Below are 16,068 nucleotides of genomic sequence, written 5' to 3'. Positions count from 1 at the left end.
AGTAGGTCATCGCCAAGCATTTATTTAGAGAAACCCCGGTTACTACGTAGCCGGGGTTTTTTGCGTCTGGGGCTTAGGTAAGTGAACTCCGATTAAGTTTGTTTTTCTTGTTTTATATCTAATTGTCATCACTCTGTATTGTGCATGTGCGGTAATAACCGTTAGTATTAATTTATTTTGCAGAGAACTCTCATGTCTGACTTATTAATGGCGGGAAAAAAGGTTCTTATTGTTGGCATAGCCAACGATAAAAGTATTGCATATGGTTGTGCTAAAAAGCTTAAAGAGCATGGTGCAGAGCTGGCAATAACCTACTTGAATGATAAAGCTAAACGTTTTGTCCAACCTCTTGCAGATGAACTTGAGGCGAGTATCTTTATGCCTCTAGATGTGACAGTACCTGGAGATATGTCTGCTGTATTTTCAGAAATTGAGCGCCAATGGGGTTCTTTAGATGGTGTTATCCATTCTTTAGCTTTTTGTCCTCTGGAAGATCTACATGCACCGATCTCTGAATGTTCACGGGAAGGCTTTTTGCAGGCGATGGATGTTTCTTGCTACTCCTTTATCGAAATGGCAGGGATGGCAAAATCGCTAATGACTGAGGGGGGTTCTCTGATTAACTTCTCTTATTTGGGAAGTGCTTTAGCTACAGGTGATTATAATATAATGGGTTGTGCTAAAGCGTCACTTGAGGCGGCTACTCGTTATCTTGCACGGGATTTGGGGCCTCAGCATATTCGAGTTAATTGCATATCCCCAGGAACTATAGCGACTCGTGCGGCCGGCGGGATAAAGGATTTTGATGCGATGCTGGAATATAATCGCCATAAAGCGGTTGACCATTTACTCCCTACGACTGAGGAAGTTGGGGGAGCTGCGCTTTATTACTTAAGTGATCTCTCTCGTGGTGTGACAGGAACAATACATTATGTTGATCACGGTGTTTGTATTGTAGGTTAAGCTCTTTTTACCCCCGTTATTTTCATTAAATATGAACCCAGAGATGCTCTGGGTTTTTTATTTTTATGCCAAAACAATATGATAGCTAAGGTTATTCACCCTTTTTCTTTTAAGTTATTCCTATATCGGCCGATTATTACACTCTAATGAGTTCTTTCTCGTTAATCTTCAATTAAGTGATTGTATCAGTAGTTTAAGACCGGTAGATTTGTAGGTCTATATTTGAGTAAAACACCTCAGGAGTGAAAAGATTGCTTTCACTGTTTAAAAAGAAGATAAAATCTGGGGGAATAACCTCAGTTGTGTTTACTGGGAAAGGTGTTTCTTTTGCCCATGTAAAGCAAACAGCCTCTCATCCAGAGCTATCTTTCTGTGAGCATGTCCTTTCATCTAATCCTTTTAGTGAGTCGAGCCGTTTTTCTGAATTAATTAAAGATAAAGGACTTAACGGGAGTAAAGCACTTATCGTTATGCCTGAATCGAGCTATCAAATTCATTTGGTTGAGCGTCCATCTGTTCCTGATGAAGAGCTTAGAGATGCACTGCGTTGGAAAATTAAAGACTTAGTTAGCTTTGATATTGAAAAAGCAGTGATCGATTATATAGAGCTGCCTGATGATGCCTACCGTGGGCGATCACGTATGTTGTATGCTGTTGCTGCCCAACAGGATGAAATTGATCGTCGTGTTGAATGGTGTGAAAGCATCGGCTTAGAACCGATTGTTGTGGATGTTCCTGAATTAGCGCTGTTGAACCTTACTGAAGATCTTGCTGATAGTGAAGCTGGATTAGCTGCATTCTTTTTAGGCGATAAAAGTAGTTCGATAAACCTGCTGTCGGATGCTTCGCTCTATTTTACACGTCATTTACACTACAACCGAACGGATGGTGCCGCTGATGCGGGTGCCGCTGTGTTAGAGTTACAACGCTCACTCGATTATTACGAAAGCCAAGTTGGCAAGCCTCCCTGTGTTCGTTTATTGGTGTTGCCATTTCAGTCAGACGATACGCCACTGATGAGCGAGTTACGCCAAAACTTACATCTTGATATTCATTCATTAAATCTTAACAACCTTATCTCCAGTTCAATTGAATTGTCTGATGATCTACAACAATGGACAACGATCGCGGTTGCTGCAGCATTAAGAAGTGAAAATTTAGGGGTGGAAGGGGTTATATGAAACAACGAGTTAATCTCTACAACCCTAATAAATCTAAACAGAAATTCGATCCACTGAGCTATAGTGGTAGCTTAACTCTAGTTGGGACTATCGTTGTTCTGTTTTTAGTTGTAGGTCTAGCATTGACGGTTTATACAAATTACCAACAAGCCCAGCTAGAAGCTTTAATAAGCGATCAGAAACAATTGGAAGCAGCAGTTAATACTGAACAGGCACGTTTTTCACTAAAAGAAGCGAATGCTGAACTGATTGTTGAGAAACAACGTATACAAAGTGAAATCGCATCAAGGCAGCAGCTTAAAAGCTTGTTATATCGTATTCAGCCGAGTCATGGGACTAGCTTCTCCTCTTACCTCTACGCTTTAGCTGAGGCATCACAGCCTGATAGCTGGTTAATTGAATTTCAATTAGATAATACGCAACATCGTTTTAGCGCATATGGCGGTGCAGTGGAGGCTCCAGCGGTTCCTGTTATGTTAGAAGCAGTATCTCGCACTGAAGTGTTTCAAGGCCTAAGTATTGGTGAGCTTGATTTAGAATCGGGTGAATCGGGTGTCCTATTTAAAGCGACTGCGGAGTTACGTGCCTATGAATAAGGCTGCCCAAAAGTGGGATGCACTGAGTTCGCGAGAGCGATGGTTAGTAATTATTTCTGCGGTGGTTATTCCTATTGTACTTATTTACATTCTGTTAATTGAACCGAGCATTATTAGCCTTCAACATCAGCATGCAAAGTCCGCAGATCTCCAAGTTGAGATGGCGAGCCAAAAACAGGTATTGGATCTGTTAAGGGCTAAAGAACCTGTAGATCCTAACATTGCTGTGCGTGAAGAGCTGAAGCGTTTACGCCTAGAACTTACAAATGCGAATGCTGATATTAAGCGTGCGGCGACCAATTTAGTCTCTCCTGATCAAATGTTAAGTATGCTTAAAGATGTTTTAAAAGATGAACAAGGCGTTTCTTTGCTCAGTGCTAAAAGTTTAGCTGTCGAGACTCTAGAGTTAGGCGGGAATAATGAGAAGACAAAAGCCGAATCGTCTGCCCCTTCCGCTGTGATTTATGCGCACCCTTTTGAGATTGAGTTACAAGGCAGCTATCAGGGTATATATGATTATCTACAAAAGATTGAGCAATTAGATGGCGTTTTCTTTTGGGATACTTTGAATTATGCCGTAGATGAATATCCAGCGGCAAAAGTAAAAATAAGAGTGCATACCTTAAGCTCTGAAGCGAGGTGGTTAGGTGCATAAGTTGGTTATCGGTTTGTCTTTCTGTATCTGCTCCTCTTCAGTTTTAGCTGAGCGGTTGCCTGCTGACCCGACTCGTCCGGCAGCGGGCATGTATCATCTGTCGCCAGCTAAGCGGGTAGCCCCTGTTTATAAAGTTAGTTCTCTAGTGACAGGCAAGAAAAAAAATACGGCTGTTGTGAATGGCCAACGTGTAGAAGTGGGAGATTTAGTTGATAGCGCTACGGTTTTATCGATTAGTCGTGAAGGTGTCATGCTTGATATTGGAAATAAGCAACAATTGATCTCTTTATCTGAGCGGGAAGGATTCAGTAAAGTAAAGAGTGGGAAATAGGTCTAATTAGTTATGAAATATATTTTCAATATCCACATCCTTGTTTGTTTACTGTTTTTGAGTGGCTGTCAGGGGATCTCGCCCATTGCTGGTTCAACAACTCAGCAGGACGGTGTTGCTGCTATTGAAGAAGCCATTGCGGTTAATGAGCAGCAGCGGGAAATACCTGCGCCGCCATCGGCTCCGATTGCTTTGTTGCCCCCGTTAAATCTAGGTGCATCGGCTTCATCTTCGGAAGAACGGTTTGATATTACTGCCGAGGCGCTACCCGCAAGAGACTTTTTTATGGGCTTAGTCCAGGGGACACCTTATAACATGATTGTTCATCAAGATGTCGGAGGCGCTATTTCTGTAGAATTAAAAGATGTTTCCGTAGATGAAGTGATGAACGCTATTCAACGGGTATATGGTTATGAATACACCCGTAGTGGTAATTTATATCAGGTGATGCCTGCTTCACTTCAAACTCAGATCTTTCAGATAAACTATCTTGATATAGATCGTCAAGGAAGTTCAGATACCCAAGTTAGTGCAGGCTCAGTGAGTTCGTCGGGTGATAATTCGAGTGCGGATGAGGTTATAGGAACACGAATTAGTACGAAGACATCGACTAACTTCTGGGGGAATTTACAAAGCACCTTAAATACGATTATTTCTGGAGAAGGTCGTAAAGTGGTCGTTACGCCTCAAACGGGGGTTGTAGTTGTGCGTGCTTTGCCAAGCGAGTTAGCAACAGTAAGAGATTACCTTGCACAAGCTGAGCTTATTTTGCATCGCCAAGTTGTTATTGAGGCAAAAATATTAGAAGTAACCTTAAATAATGGCTTCCAAGCAGGTGTTAACTGGACCGCGCTGGCTGAACCAGGTACAGGAAAAACGGCCTTGTTTAGTTTATCGTCAGAAACCCTAACTAATAATGATGATATAGGCGGAATATTTAAAGCTGATTTAAGCTTAGGTGATTTCACTTCAGTGATTGAGCTTTTAGGAAGCCAAGGTGATGTTCAGGTGCTGTCTAGCCCTCGAGTTTCAACGGTGAATAACCAAAAAGCAGTTATCAAAGTGGGTACAGATGAGTTCTTCGTAACGGATGTTGAAAATACAACAACGACCGGCACGAGCACAACAACCTCTCCTAGTATTGAACTAACACCGTTCTTCTCCGGTATCGCTTTAGATGTGACTCCTCAGATTAGTGCAGATGGCGATATTGTTCTACATATTCATCCAACCGTTTCAGAAGTTGTGGATCAGCAAAAACAGATTAGTGTTGGATCTGATGATTTTAATATCCCACTTGCATTAAGCTCCATCCGAGAATCGGACAGTATCGTAAGAGCTGAAAGTGGACAGGTTATTGTTATCGGTGGATTAATGAAATCGACTGATAGTGATACTGAGGCTAATGCGCCGGGTTTGAGCGATCTACCCGGTATTGGCAGTTTATTTAAGCAGAAGCGCCAAGCAGGAAGTAAAACTGAGCTAGTTATTATGTTGCGTCCCGTGTTAGCTAATCATGATAATTTGCAAGACGAACTTAAACGTAGTCTTCGTTCGTTTAAAAATTTGCAGGCTACCCCTGCACAGTAGCTGAGGCTAATGGATGTACACGGATCACTTTGGTTTAAGTGAGTTACCTTTTACGCTTACACCTAATACGCATTTCTTTTTGAATATGCCGACTCATCATGAAGCCCTTAATTTAATGTTAGTGGCTCTGGCCGGTGGGGATGGTTTTGTTAAAGTCGTAGGTGAAGTTGGGACAGGTAAAACGCTGTTGTGTCGCAAACTGCTTAATGCGTTAGACAATGATGAATATGTAACGGCATATATACCTAACCCCTATTTAAGTCCTTATGAGTTTCGTAAAAGTTTTGCCCAAGAGATAGGGCTAGATGTTAATGGGCTTGAAGATTTTGATCTTCTTAATGCGATTAATCAGCGCCTTGTAGAATTGGCGCAAAGTAAACGTAAAGTCGTGCTACTAGTTGATGAAGCACAAGCTATCCCTGAAGAAACGATAGAGGCTTTAAGGCTGTTAACCAACCTTGAAACAGAAACGACTAAGTTGTTTCAAGTGGTGCTTTTTGGACAGCCTGAGCTTGACGAATTGTTAGGGCAAAAGTCCTTACGGCAGTTATTACAGCGAATTACGTTTAGTTATGAATTGAGTCATCTGGATAATGAAGCTGTAGAGCACTATATAGAACAACGGGTACAAAAAGCAGGCTTTACTGGACTCTCTCTTTTTAAGAAAGAAGCCTCACGTAAAATAGCTAAAGCTTCGGCTGGTACGCCTCGACTTATCAATATTCTAGCGCATAAAGCGTTGATGGTTGCGTATGGCAAGGGCGCTTTAAAAGTAGAAAGCTCTCATGTGGCACGCGCTATCGAAGATACACAAGGTATTGTAAAGACAAAGGATAGTCGACCTCTTTTATGGGGCGCTATTAGCTGTCTACTCCTAGTAACGCTTTATCTTGTGTATATAGGGGTTAATCAATGAGTTTGGTTAATGACATGCTAAGGGACTTAGAGCAGCGTAATGAAAGCGCTACGCAGGTTCCTGGTCAGCAGTCAGCTGTTAAAGCCGCTCAATATGTTGAAGAAGAGACAGGTAGTAAAGCCCCTCGAATTACGTTGTGGCTGATCGGCCTAGTTGCAGTACTTACAACCTGCTGGTTGTTGTGGCATCAGATACAAAAAACTCAAACCTATGCTGACACTAAGGGCTTATCTACGGCATCTCTCGATGCTACAGACAGCGAGGAACAGCAAGACTCAGAACTTAGCGAATTAAGTGCTGGGGAGCGCTTACAGGGCTCCTCGGCTACAGATGAACCGCTCTCTGTCATCCCCGCTCCGAAAAATGCAGGCCTCGTTTCTATTAATGATATTAAATGGGCGGGCGCTGATTTTGGTGGTGATTTAGTTGTGAGGCTTGATGGCGATGCTGATATCCAAGTTTTAAATCAGAAAGATAATAGCATCGTGATTGCTATTGATGATGCTGTTTTAAGAACGACGCTTCCTTCTATAACAAATAATTATATTAAGCGCTTAGATATTGAGGCTGAACCGGATAGAAACCGAACCTTGTTAACATTAACGACCAATCGAAAAAGCCAGTTTTCTTTTCGTGTTCAAACCTCACCGACAACACTTATTCTTGGTGTAATACCTGATGAAGCGGCTCTAGTTATTAATGATCCATCTGATGTTGAGGCGGTCGAGATTACTGATATTGGCGTATCAACTATAGCGACGCCCTTAACCGTTATTAGTGTAGACAGCGAAAAGGACAGTATTCGATCTTCTGCTGAGCTACAGGTTAATCTTGCTGAAGAGTTTTTGACTACCAAGCCCGTTGTTTCAAAGCCGGTTACTAAGTCGTCCAATGCATTAACAGATCGTCAATTTGCTAAGCGTGCACGGCGGATGATTAATGAAGGTAAATTGGATGAGGCTGAGAGCTTATTAACTAAGGCGATAGCTCAAGAGCCATCTAAAGCTGAACAATCTAGAGTGCTGCTAGCAACTTTACTGTTGTCTAAAGGTGAAACCGCTTCAGCTCAAATGCTGATAGAGAAAAGTCGCGACCTACATCCATATAATAGTGATTTAAAGAAATTACAGGCACGTATATGGATGTCTGAGAATAAATCGTCTCAATCAGTTGATCTGCTTAGTGCTGATTTCCCGTTGCTAGAAACTGATCAAGAGTACCATGAGTTGTTGGCAAGTGCTTACCAGCAAGATGGCAAACCGGATGAGTCAGCACGGATTTACTTTCAGTTATTGCAATTGAATAACAGCATTCCACGATGGTGGATTGGAATGGGTTATGCGCTGGAACAAGTAAAGCGTTATGCTGATGCTCGTAATGCTTATCAGAGTGCCTTACAGATACCGACGATTGATAGTCGTTTGAAAAGTTATGCCAGTCAGCGTATTCAAGCGCTGGCGGGTCGTTAGGAGGAAGGGGCGGCATGGGCGCACCCAAGATGAAAATCCGTATTGGTGACTTACTAGTTCAGAACGGTGTTCTGTCGGAAGCTCAATTAATTGATGCGTTGGATAAGCAGAAACAGACGCGTCAGAAATTGGGTAAGACACTAGTATCTATGGGGTATGTAAAGGAACAGCAGTTTCTTGATTTTCTATCCCAGCAGTTGAATATTCCTCTGGTTGAGCTAACGCATTACTCATTTAATCAGGAAGACGTATTACGTTTACCTGAAACTCAGGCCCGGCGCTTTAGAGCGCTCGTATTAAAGGAAGATGTTGATCATTTTCTCGTTGGGATGTCTGACCCAATGGATATCTTTGCGTTTGATGAATTGCAAAGAGTGCTCCCTAAACCTATCGAAATTGCAGTCGTTTCTGAAGCCCAGTTACTGCAATCTATGGATCTACTCTATCGTAAAACGAGTGATATTGAAGATCTGGCCGATCAGCTAAATGATGAGATCGCCGATGACGCCTTTGATCTAGCAGCATTAACTGCAACCGATGAGGTTGATGTTCCTGTTGTTAAACTGCTGAAAAGTTTATTTGAAGATGCGGTTCAGGTTGGCGCCTCAGATATACATATTGAACCGGATGAAACGGTGCTACGTATTCGGCAGCGTATTGATGGTGTGCTCCATGAGCATGTTATGAAAGAGAAACGTATAGCCTCAGCGCTGGTACTGCGTTTAAAGCTAATGGCCTCATTAAATATATCAGAGAAACGTTTGCCTCAAGATGGTCGTTTCAATATTAGTGTGAAAGGGCATAGTGTTGATGTACGTATCTCTACCTTACCTATTCAGTTTGGTGAATCGGTTGTAATGCGTTTGCTTGATCAGTCCGGTGGGATTATAGGGCTAGAAAAAGCTGGATTACCTAATGATATGTTACATCGGCTCCGTAGAATGATTCACGAGCCCCATGGCCTTTTACTTGTTACAGGCCCTACAGGTAGTGGTAAAACCACAACTTTATATGGTGCGCTTAATGAGCTAAATAGCCATCAGAAGAAGATTATTACCGTAGAAGACCCAGTGGAATATCGTTTACCTCGAGTAAACCAAGTGCAGGTTCATCCCAATATAGGTTTAGACTTTTCCACTGTACTACGTGCCACCTTGCGTCAGGATCCGGATATTCTTTTAGTCGGGGAGATTCGAGATAAAGAAACCGCTGATATTGCCCTGCGTGCAGCGATGACAGGGCACTTTGTCCTGTCCACGTTACATACTAATGATGCCGTATCTAGTGCTATGCGTTTAACTGATATTGGTATCGAAGGGTATTTGGTTGCGTCTGCATTGAATGGGATTTTAGCGCAGCGTTTGGTACGCAAAATCTGTGAAAACTGCTCGCACGATTATCAGCCTACTGATTCAGAAAGATTATGGTTGGATATGCGCCAAGAGGAGCTAGGTTTAGATAATATCAGCCTACAAAAAGGCCGCGGCTGTACTTATTGTAATAATACGGGCTACAAGGGGCGTACCGGTATATTTGAGTTATTAGAAATAAACGAAAATATGGCTGATGCTCTACGCCGCAATGATAGCGCGGGTTTCACCATTGCTGCTAAAACAGATCCACATTATCAGCCTTTAGCTTATAGCGCATTGGAATTAGCTATAGCTGGGGTTACTTCATTAGATGAAGTGTTCCGTGTAACAGAACAGTTGGACGAATCTATTTATCTCGACGCACCTGATGCCTCAATTGAGCTTGGCTCAATGGATGTCGGTGGTTTAGAGCTTGAGTAACTGGGTAAAGAATTAGATGGCAACTTATAGTTATCGAGGCAGAAACAGAGAAGGTGAGGAAGTCTCCGGCAATATTGAGGCGGGCACGGCGGCTATGGCCGCATCACAGCTATCTGTTGATGGCATTATCCCGATAACCATCAATGAAGCCGTCGCAGCGAAGAAGCAATCATCAACGGGCAGCAAAGAGCTGAACTTTCAGTTGTTTCAAAAGATTAGTATTGATGAGCTAATCATGTTTAGCCGTCAAATGTTTAGCTTAACTAAGGCTGGTGTCCCCATTACACGAGCGATGCGAGGATTAGCTAATACAGTTAATAATCCACTTTTAGAGGAAACTTTGGGTGGCTTGGCAGATGAGTTGGAGAGAGGGAACGCACTTTCTTCTGCTTTGGCTAAGTACCCGAAAATATTCAGTGAACTCTATATAAGTATGATCCATGTAGGCGAAAATACAGGCCAACTGGATGAGTCTTTTAGGCAGATGGCTGCGTATCTGGAGTTAGAGCGTCAGACCGTTCAAAATGTAAAGCAAGCGACGCGCTATCCTATCTTTGTTCTTGTTGCGATCTCTATCGCTATAGGGATTATTAACGTGTTTGTTATTCCTGCCTTTAAATCTGTTTTTGTTAGTTTTGGCGGTGATATGCCCTGGCAAACACAAGCATTAATTACGGTGTCCGACTTTACTGTCGATTGGTGGTGGGCGATCGTTGGTGGTGGCGTTCTGCTTTATATCGCTTTCTATCGTTGGCGAAAAACAGAGTCTGGCCATATGGCTTGGGATCGACGAAAACTCAAGTTTCCTATTGTTGGGTCGATATTCTATAGAGTTATCTTGGGACGCTTCTCCCGTACTTTTAGTATTGTTTTGAAAGCGGGTGTGCCAATAGAACAAGGTTTATCTATTGTCTCTAAAGCTGTTGGTAATCGTTATATAGGTCAGAAAGTTTCCGGCATGCGTCAAGGGATTGAACGAGGTGAGTCGTTTACTCAAACCGCACATCAAACAGGTATGTTTAGCCCGTTAGTCATGCAGATGCTGGCGGTGGGTGAAGAAACAGGTCGAGTTGATGAGATGCTTGAAGAGGCTGCAGGCTTCTATGAGCAGGAAGTGGAGTATGATCTTAAAAACCTTACCAGTGCGATCGAACCTATTTTGATTGTGGCTATTGGTGGAATGGTACTAGTGTTAGCACTGGGTGTGTTCTTACCGTTGTGGGAGTTGAGTACTACAATTAATGGTTAATCGTGATGCTCAATTGAGATTTCGGCAAAAAGGTTTTTCGCTGCTAGAGCTAGTGGTTTCACTTTTAGTTATTTCGATTTTAATGGCAGTAGCTTATATCAAGCTAGAGCGGTTAGCCGAAGATGTTGAGCGTGTATCCTTTGAGGGGGTTCGTAATAATATTCAGGCACAAGTCACATTAAAGGTGGCATACTGGTTTGCAGAGCAGCAGTATGTTTCAGGTCAGGAGTTGGAAAAGAGTAACCCTATCTCACTTATTTCATACAAACCTACAAATTATGTGGGTGAATTAGACTATAATGAGTTGTTGGTTGCTCAGAGCGAGCGTTGGTACTTTGTTTCGGATAAGCATTGGCTTGTATATAAAGTTAAACGAAGTGAGCACTTAAAAAATGACTTTCAACAAAAGGACCTTTTACCGTTTCAATTAACAGTAAAGTTTCAACATGGGCGTCATGAACAAGGGCTAGCAACAGAGGTGATTTTAAGGCCTCTATATAGCTTTACTTGGCAAGTTGATAGCGATGGCTGATCTATACAAGTCATCTGTAGTTTGTTAAAAATCAATCAATTACAATTTAATATCTAGTGGCAGAGGGTTCCATGAAAAAGCAAACGGGTTTTACAATCATTGAGTTGGTAGTCGTCATTGCCCTGTTAGGCATTTTGGCAGCGGTTGCACTACCTCGTTTTATTAATGTAACTGACGATGCACATAATGCAGCGGTTAAAGGCGCTGCGGGTGGTTTTGCCGCAGGTATAGCTTTAGCTAAAGCTAAAGCTGTGGTTGAAAATGCAGGTTCCGGGGCTAATGTTCAATTAGATGGTTCGGCTGCTGTAGCGATTAATGGCTCTGGTTATCCTGTTGGGGCTTCAGGCGCAGGTTCTACAATTGCTGATGCGGCCGCTTGTGTTGCTGTTTGGGACAACGTTCTGCAAGGTAGTCGACCTGTTGCATCTACGGCTGCTACTACTGTTCAGGGTGTTGATTATCAGGCTGTACGAGATAGTGACACAGAGTGTACGTTTACTTATCGCCAAGCCGCACCTTCAGGTGATGATCGTGAAATCGTCTATGAAGCTGATTCTGGTAACGTAACTGTTAACGGTGCTGACGAGTAATTGCTAACTCAGATGTGACGCAAATGAGCGGTGAACATTTATCTTCTTCAGTTAGATATAGCTGCTCTCAATCTCGCCAGCGTGGTTTCACGCTGGTTGAGATTATTGTTGTAATTATTCTATTGGGTGTTCTTTCAGCCGTTGCCATTCCGCGTATTGGTAATGTATCTAGTTACCAAGAGTCCTCCCTTCGCAGCTCTATCCTCGGTTCTTTGAGGTTGGCTCAAAAAACAGCCTTAGCTCAGCACGCATCATCGGTATATTGGGTTTTAGAACGTCCCTCCCTTGATGAATGGCAGATTAGCTTAGTGATTGATGCCGATACTAATGACGGCATTCCTCCTCTAGATATATCGCCGCCGCAGCTTAATGCATCCATTCCTGGTGATATTAGTTTGTCTTATTCTGTGTCAATGGATGCAGGGGGAAGCCTACTTGGCTCACTCTCTACGGGTGATAATCTAGTGATTTTGTACAATCAGTTAGGCGATATGGTTAGTGTTAAAAGCGGAGTCGTCTTAACTAGCGAAAGTTCTTTCCCAAATGCCGCGAACTCAGTGGATAGTAGTTTGCAGTTTAGTGATCGCAGTGGCGATTTTTGTCTCTCTTTGACGGGTTATAATTATGCATCGACCTGTCGCTGAAAAAGGTTTCTCTCTGGTAGAGGTCGTTATCACCATTGTTATTATTGGTGTTGCTTTAACGGCTGCGATAGCGGGGTGGGGTAATATCGCACGACATAGTTCTGATGTGATGTGGCAGACGAGAGTATCGTACCTTGGGCAAGCCTATTTGGAAGAGATTTTATCCCGCCGTTATGACGAATTAACGCCTACAGGCGGCAGCCCTCTTTGTGATCCCTGTACGGCTGAGGGCGGTTTTGGCCCAGATGCTAGTGAAACACGAGAAACATTTGATGATGTTGACGATTATCATGGCTTAACAGAAAACGCTGTTGGTTTATTTAATTCTCTGGTGACAACCGGAGGTATTCAATCTTATAACGGTTATCAAGTCAGTGTGCAGGTGCAGTATGCAGGCGATAGCTATTTTTCAGCGAGTAATCATGAGCTGGTGAAGCAGATTGTAGTGACGGTGACTCCCCCTAAAAACACAGGCCAAAACCCTGTGCAATTTAGTGCATTACGGGGGAATTATTAATGGGACTGTGTAGAAGTAATAAACAGCAAGGCTTTACATTGATTGAGCTGATCGTTGTTATTACATTACTAGGTATTATCTCTCTTGTTACCGTGGGCTTTATTACATCAAGCATGCAAGGTTATGCGGATCTAACGCGGCGTGATCAGTTGTCATCGGCGGTAAGGGTTGCAGTTGAACGGATGGCAAGAGAGATTAGAAATGCATTGCCCAATAGTCTTCGGGTTAATGATGAGGGAAGCTGTATTGAGTTTATCCCTTCGCTTGCGGCCTCCCGTTATATATCTATACCTTTATCGGCCTCTTCAGCAATGAGTAGCTTTGTTTCTGTTCCGTTTGCGCTGGAGCCTGCTCAAGGGCGTATTGCGGTGTACCCTATAGATACAAATAATGGGGATGAGCCGACTCGCACATCAAACCCCATTTACGATTTAGATAGTTGGTCTATTATTTCACCATTGATGAGTGCCAGTAGTGCTTTAGAATCTGCATCTGGTACGGTTGATGTCCTCTTAACCTCTACACATGCGTTTCCAACCGATTCTCCCTCTAAACGTTATTTTATAGTGGATGAACCGGTGAGTTTTTGTGTTGTTGGAACTGATCTATATCGTTTTCAGGGAGTGGCAGCAAGTAACTATACTTATGCGATTAATCAGCCTGATGGCGCTACGTTATTCGCAGACCTCGCTGAGCCACAAAGAGGATTATTGGCAAGCGATGTAATTGCACCGTCGGGAAGTACTCCGTTTAAATACAGTGAAGCAACGTTATTGCGTAATGGCATCGTATTATTTGACCTTTTTGTTCAAAACCAACAGTTATCTGTTGCAGACAATACACAAGAAAGTATCCGTATCCAATTTGAGGTGCAGGTGAAAAATGTACCTTAATACGAAGAAAATCGGCTGGAAGGCGAGCGTGTCTCGGCAGTCCCAAAAGGGATTAGGGCTCATCTCGGCAATTTTTGTTATTACCATCTTAGCGGTCATTATCGCCGGTATGACACGATTTTTTTCTATAGGTCAGAATGTTACTGCACAGGAGTTTTTAGGCGCTAGAGCTATTACAGCCGCTCAGACAGGGATAGAGCTAGAGTTAACCTGTTTAGAACATGGGGTATCAGGTTGTACTGCTTCTGCCGCTGTTGGGAGCATGCCCACAAACTGGGATTATTGGCCAGGGCCAACGTCCAACTCACGTTTTTCTGTCACGGGTCTTAAAGATTGCTACGCTGAAGTTTATTACTATACGGTGAGCTCATCTGTCGGGCAGTTCTGGACTATAGATAGTACGGGGTTTTGTGGAGGGGATGGCTTAGATGGTGCATCTAGGCGTGTAGTCATTAGAGCGGCTCAATAAACGCCGCTCTAACTCAGGTCATTACTCTTTAAGCTTCTATACCATATTCGTCACGATATTTACGGATCGACGCAAGTTCTTCCGCTTTATCACCTTTTTCCGTTAAGTAATCGATAAGATCACCTAAACTCACGATACTGATAACAGGCATATTGTAATCTCGTTCGACCTCTTGGATCGCGGACAATTCGCCTTTACCTTTTTCCTGACGGTTAAGTGCGATTACAACCCCAGCCGGTGTTGCGCCTGCTTGATCAATAATCGTCATTACTTCACGAATAGCTGTTCCAGCAGTGATCACATCATCAATGATCATGACACCGCCTTCGAGAGCTGCACCTACTAAGCTGCCGCCTTCGCCATGGGTTTTAGCTTCTTTACGATTAAATACATAAGGAACATCATCGCCGTGATGATCGGCCAACGCGACGGCGGTAGTTGCTGCTAGCGGAATCCCTTTATAGGCAGGGCCTAATAAAACATCAAATGAAACCCCCGAGTTTTTAATCGCTTGGGCATAAAAACGGCCCAATTTAGCGAGTGCGCTACCGGTATTAAATAATCCGGCATTAAAAAAGTAAGGGCTTGTACGGCCGGATTTAAGCGTGAATTCGCCAAAGCGTAGCACGTTCTGTTCAATAGCAAACTCAATAAACTCACGCTGATAATCCTGCATAGCAATCTCCGATGAATAGGGGGTAAATAGGCAGGCGCTATTCTACCAGCGAGCGGCCTTCGGCTCCATTGTTCTGATATGCAGCAAAAAATTTCATTTTTGTTCACTTCGCTATACAATTCGACCTTCAGATTAAAAATAATACTAATTTGCTATTGGTCTGCTTTCAGACAGGAACACACTCTATGCGCGTCATCACCTTCAATGCTCAAGGTATTGAACAGGCTGCAGAAAACGGCTTCTTCGATTGGATGGTCCAACAGGACGCTGATGTTATTTGCTTGCAGGATTTGCGAGCAAAAGAATATCAGCTCGATGATGAGCGCTACCATCCGGAAGGCTATCACTCCTATTTCTTTGATGCTTGGGAAGATGGCTATAGCGGCGTTGCGATCTACACTCGTGAGATACCTAAAGCGATCATGACCGGTTTAGGCTTTGAGTTATGCGACCAACATGGCCGTTTTATCCAGGCGGACTTTGAACATGTAAGTGTTTCTTCTTTTTTTATCCCTTCAGGTTTGAAGAGCGAAGAAGCTCAGCAAGAAAAAGAAGCCTTTATGGTCGAATTTTTAGGGCATTTGAGTAAAACCTTACGTAAACGCCGCGAATTTATCTTCTGTGGCACGACAAATATTGCCCATAAAACCGTAGATCTAAGTAACTGGTATGCCAACCAAACTGTTTCCGGCTTTTTACAAGTTGAGCGTGATTGGATGGCTGATATTTTTGATGAGATGGGTTATGTGGATGCGTTCCGTCAGATAAACAAAGCAGAGCGCCAATTCAGCTGGTGGCCTGGTTACAATCGTGCTCGTAAGCTTAATGAAGGTGCGCGTTTAGATTATCAGATTACTACGGCTAATCTGCGTAAAACAGTCAAAAACGCACGGATCTATCGGGATCAATCATTTAGCGAACACGCGCCGATTATTATTGATTATGATATTGGCTAACGGCGTAGCACAATTAAAAAAAGGAGCTTAATCGCTCCTTTTTTTGTG

18 protein-coding genes are annotated in these 16,068 nt (G+C 43.0%); 17 read left to right on the top strand and 1 reads right to left on the bottom strand.

Annotation, left to right across the window (positions count from 1 at the left end; all coding sequences use genetic code 11):
* The first annotated feature begins 192 nt into the window (after positions 1–192).
* From fabI to Q4492_RS12150, 16 genes are all read left to right on the top strand, one after another.
* The gene (gene fabI / locus Q4492_RS12225) at positions 193–963 is read left to right on the top strand and encodes an enoyl-ACP reductase FabI (RefSeq protein WP_303418293.1); all 771 of its coding nucleotides are present in this window, start codon (positions 193–195) and stop codon (positions 961–963) included.
* 302 nt (positions 964–1,265) lie between these two features.
* Complete coding sequence (pilM, locus tag Q4492_RS12220; RefSeq protein WP_303418292.1) at positions 1,266–2,144, top strand: pilus assembly protein PilM; 879 nt, start codon at positions 1,266–1,268, stop codon at positions 2,142–2,144.
* Complete coding sequence (locus tag Q4492_RS12215) at positions 2,141–2,740, top strand: hypothetical protein (protein ID WP_303418290.1); 600 nt, start codon at positions 2,141–2,143, stop codon at positions 2,738–2,740. The genes pilM and Q4492_RS12215 overlap by 4 nt, the downstream gene beginning before the upstream one ends.
* On the top strand, positions 2,733–3,395 hold the full coding sequence (gene gspM, locus Q4492_RS12210) for a type II secretion system protein GspM (RefSeq protein WP_303418288.1): 663 nt from the start codon (positions 2,733–2,735) through the stop codon (positions 3,393–3,395). The genes Q4492_RS12215 and gspM overlap by 8 nt, the downstream gene beginning before the upstream one ends.
* Positions 3,388–3,726, top strand: a complete 339-nt coding sequence (locus tag Q4492_RS12205; protein ID WP_303418286.1) for a hypothetical protein — start codon at positions 3,388–3,390, stop codon at positions 3,724–3,726. Before gspM ends, Q4492_RS12205 begins: the two co-directional genes overlap by 8 nt.
* A 12-nt stretch (positions 3,727–3,738) precedes the next feature.
* Positions 3,739–5,316 (top strand): pilus (MSHA type) biogenesis protein MshL, encoded by a 1,578-nt coding sequence (mshL, locus tag Q4492_RS12200; protein WP_303418284.1) that lies wholly within the window; start codon positions 3,739–3,741, stop codon positions 5,314–5,316.
* A 13-nt stretch (positions 5,317–5,329) separates the two neighbouring features.
* Positions 5,330–6,232: an ExeA family protein gene (locus Q4492_RS12195; protein ID WP_303418282.1), complete on the top strand. Its 903-nt coding sequence runs from the start codon at positions 5,330–5,332 to the stop codon at positions 6,230–6,232.
* Entirely contained in the window at positions 6,229–7,701 is a 1,473-nt protein-coding gene (locus tag Q4492_RS12190; RefSeq protein WP_303418280.1) for a lipopolysaccharide assembly protein LapB, read from the top strand. The genes Q4492_RS12195 and Q4492_RS12190 overlap by 4 nt, the downstream gene beginning before the upstream one ends.
* Before the next feature lie 14 nt (positions 7,702–7,715).
* The gene (locus Q4492_RS12185) at positions 7,716–9,494 is read left to right on the top strand and encodes a GspE/PulE family protein (RefSeq protein ID WP_303418278.1); all 1,779 of its coding nucleotides are present in this window, start codon (positions 7,716–7,718) and stop codon (positions 9,492–9,494) included.
* Positions 9,495–9,510: 16 nt separating this feature from the next.
* Entirely contained in the window at positions 9,511–10,743 is a 1,233-nt protein-coding gene (locus tag Q4492_RS12180; RefSeq protein ID WP_303418276.1) for a type II secretion system F family protein, read from the top strand.
* A complete protein-coding gene (locus tag Q4492_RS12175) occupies positions 10,736–11,275 on the top strand; it encodes a prepilin-type N-terminal cleavage/methylation domain-containing protein (protein ID WP_303418274.1) in 540 nt (179 codons plus the stop codon). The genes Q4492_RS12180 and Q4492_RS12175 overlap by 8 nt, the downstream gene beginning before the upstream one ends.
* Positions 11,276–11,346: 71 nt before the next feature.
* On the top strand, positions 11,347–11,865 hold the full coding sequence (locus Q4492_RS12170) for a type II secretion system protein (protein ID WP_303418272.1): 519 nt from the start codon (positions 11,347–11,349) through the stop codon (positions 11,863–11,865).
* Between the two features lie 23 nt (positions 11,866–11,888).
* On the top strand, positions 11,889–12,509 hold the full coding sequence (locus Q4492_RS12165) for a Tfp pilus assembly protein FimT/FimU (RefSeq protein ID WP_303418270.1): 621 nt from the start codon (positions 11,889–11,891) through the stop codon (positions 12,507–12,509).
* Complete coding sequence (locus tag Q4492_RS12160; protein WP_303418268.1) at positions 12,490–13,026, top strand: prepilin-type N-terminal cleavage/methylation domain-containing protein; 537 nt, start codon at positions 12,490–12,492, stop codon at positions 13,024–13,026. The genes Q4492_RS12165 and Q4492_RS12160 overlap by 20 nt, the downstream gene beginning before the upstream one ends.
* Positions 13,026–13,919: a type II secretion system protein J gene (locus Q4492_RS12155; protein WP_303418266.1), complete on the top strand. Its 894-nt coding sequence runs from the start codon at positions 13,026–13,028 to the stop codon at positions 13,917–13,919. Before Q4492_RS12160 ends, Q4492_RS12155 begins: the two co-directional genes overlap by 1 nt.
* The gene (locus tag Q4492_RS12150) at positions 13,909–14,388 is read left to right on the top strand and encodes a hypothetical protein (RefSeq protein ID WP_303418265.1); all 480 of its coding nucleotides are present in this window, start codon (positions 13,909–13,911) and stop codon (positions 14,386–14,388) included. The genes Q4492_RS12155 and Q4492_RS12150 overlap by 11 nt, the downstream gene beginning before the upstream one ends.
* A 28-nt stretch (positions 14,389–14,416) precedes the next feature.
* On the opposite strand, the gene pyrE is transcribed toward Q4492_RS12150, so the two are convergent.
* Complete coding sequence (pyrE, locus tag Q4492_RS12145; protein WP_067863216.1) at positions 14,417–15,064, bottom strand: orotate phosphoribosyltransferase; 648 nt, start codon at positions 15,062–15,064, stop codon at positions 14,417–14,419.
* A gap of 185 nt (positions 15,065–15,249) precedes the next feature.
* On the opposite strand from pyrE, the gene Q4492_RS12140 reads away from it, so the two are divergent.
* Positions 15,250–16,020, top strand: a complete 771-nt coding sequence (locus tag Q4492_RS12140) for an exodeoxyribonuclease III (protein ID WP_303418262.1) — start codon at positions 15,250–15,252, stop codon at positions 16,018–16,020.
* Positions 16,021–16,068: the final 48 nt, after the last annotated feature.

The sequence above is a fragment of the Neptuniibacter sp. 1_MG-2023 genome, assembly GCF_030547185.1.
In the GTDB taxonomy this organism is placed as follows: Bacteria; Pseudomonadota; Gammaproteobacteria; order Pseudomonadales; family Balneatricaceae; genus Neptuniibacter.
Note: the sequence above shows the minus strand (reverse complement) of the source record. Positions and strands in the feature narration are given on the sequence as shown.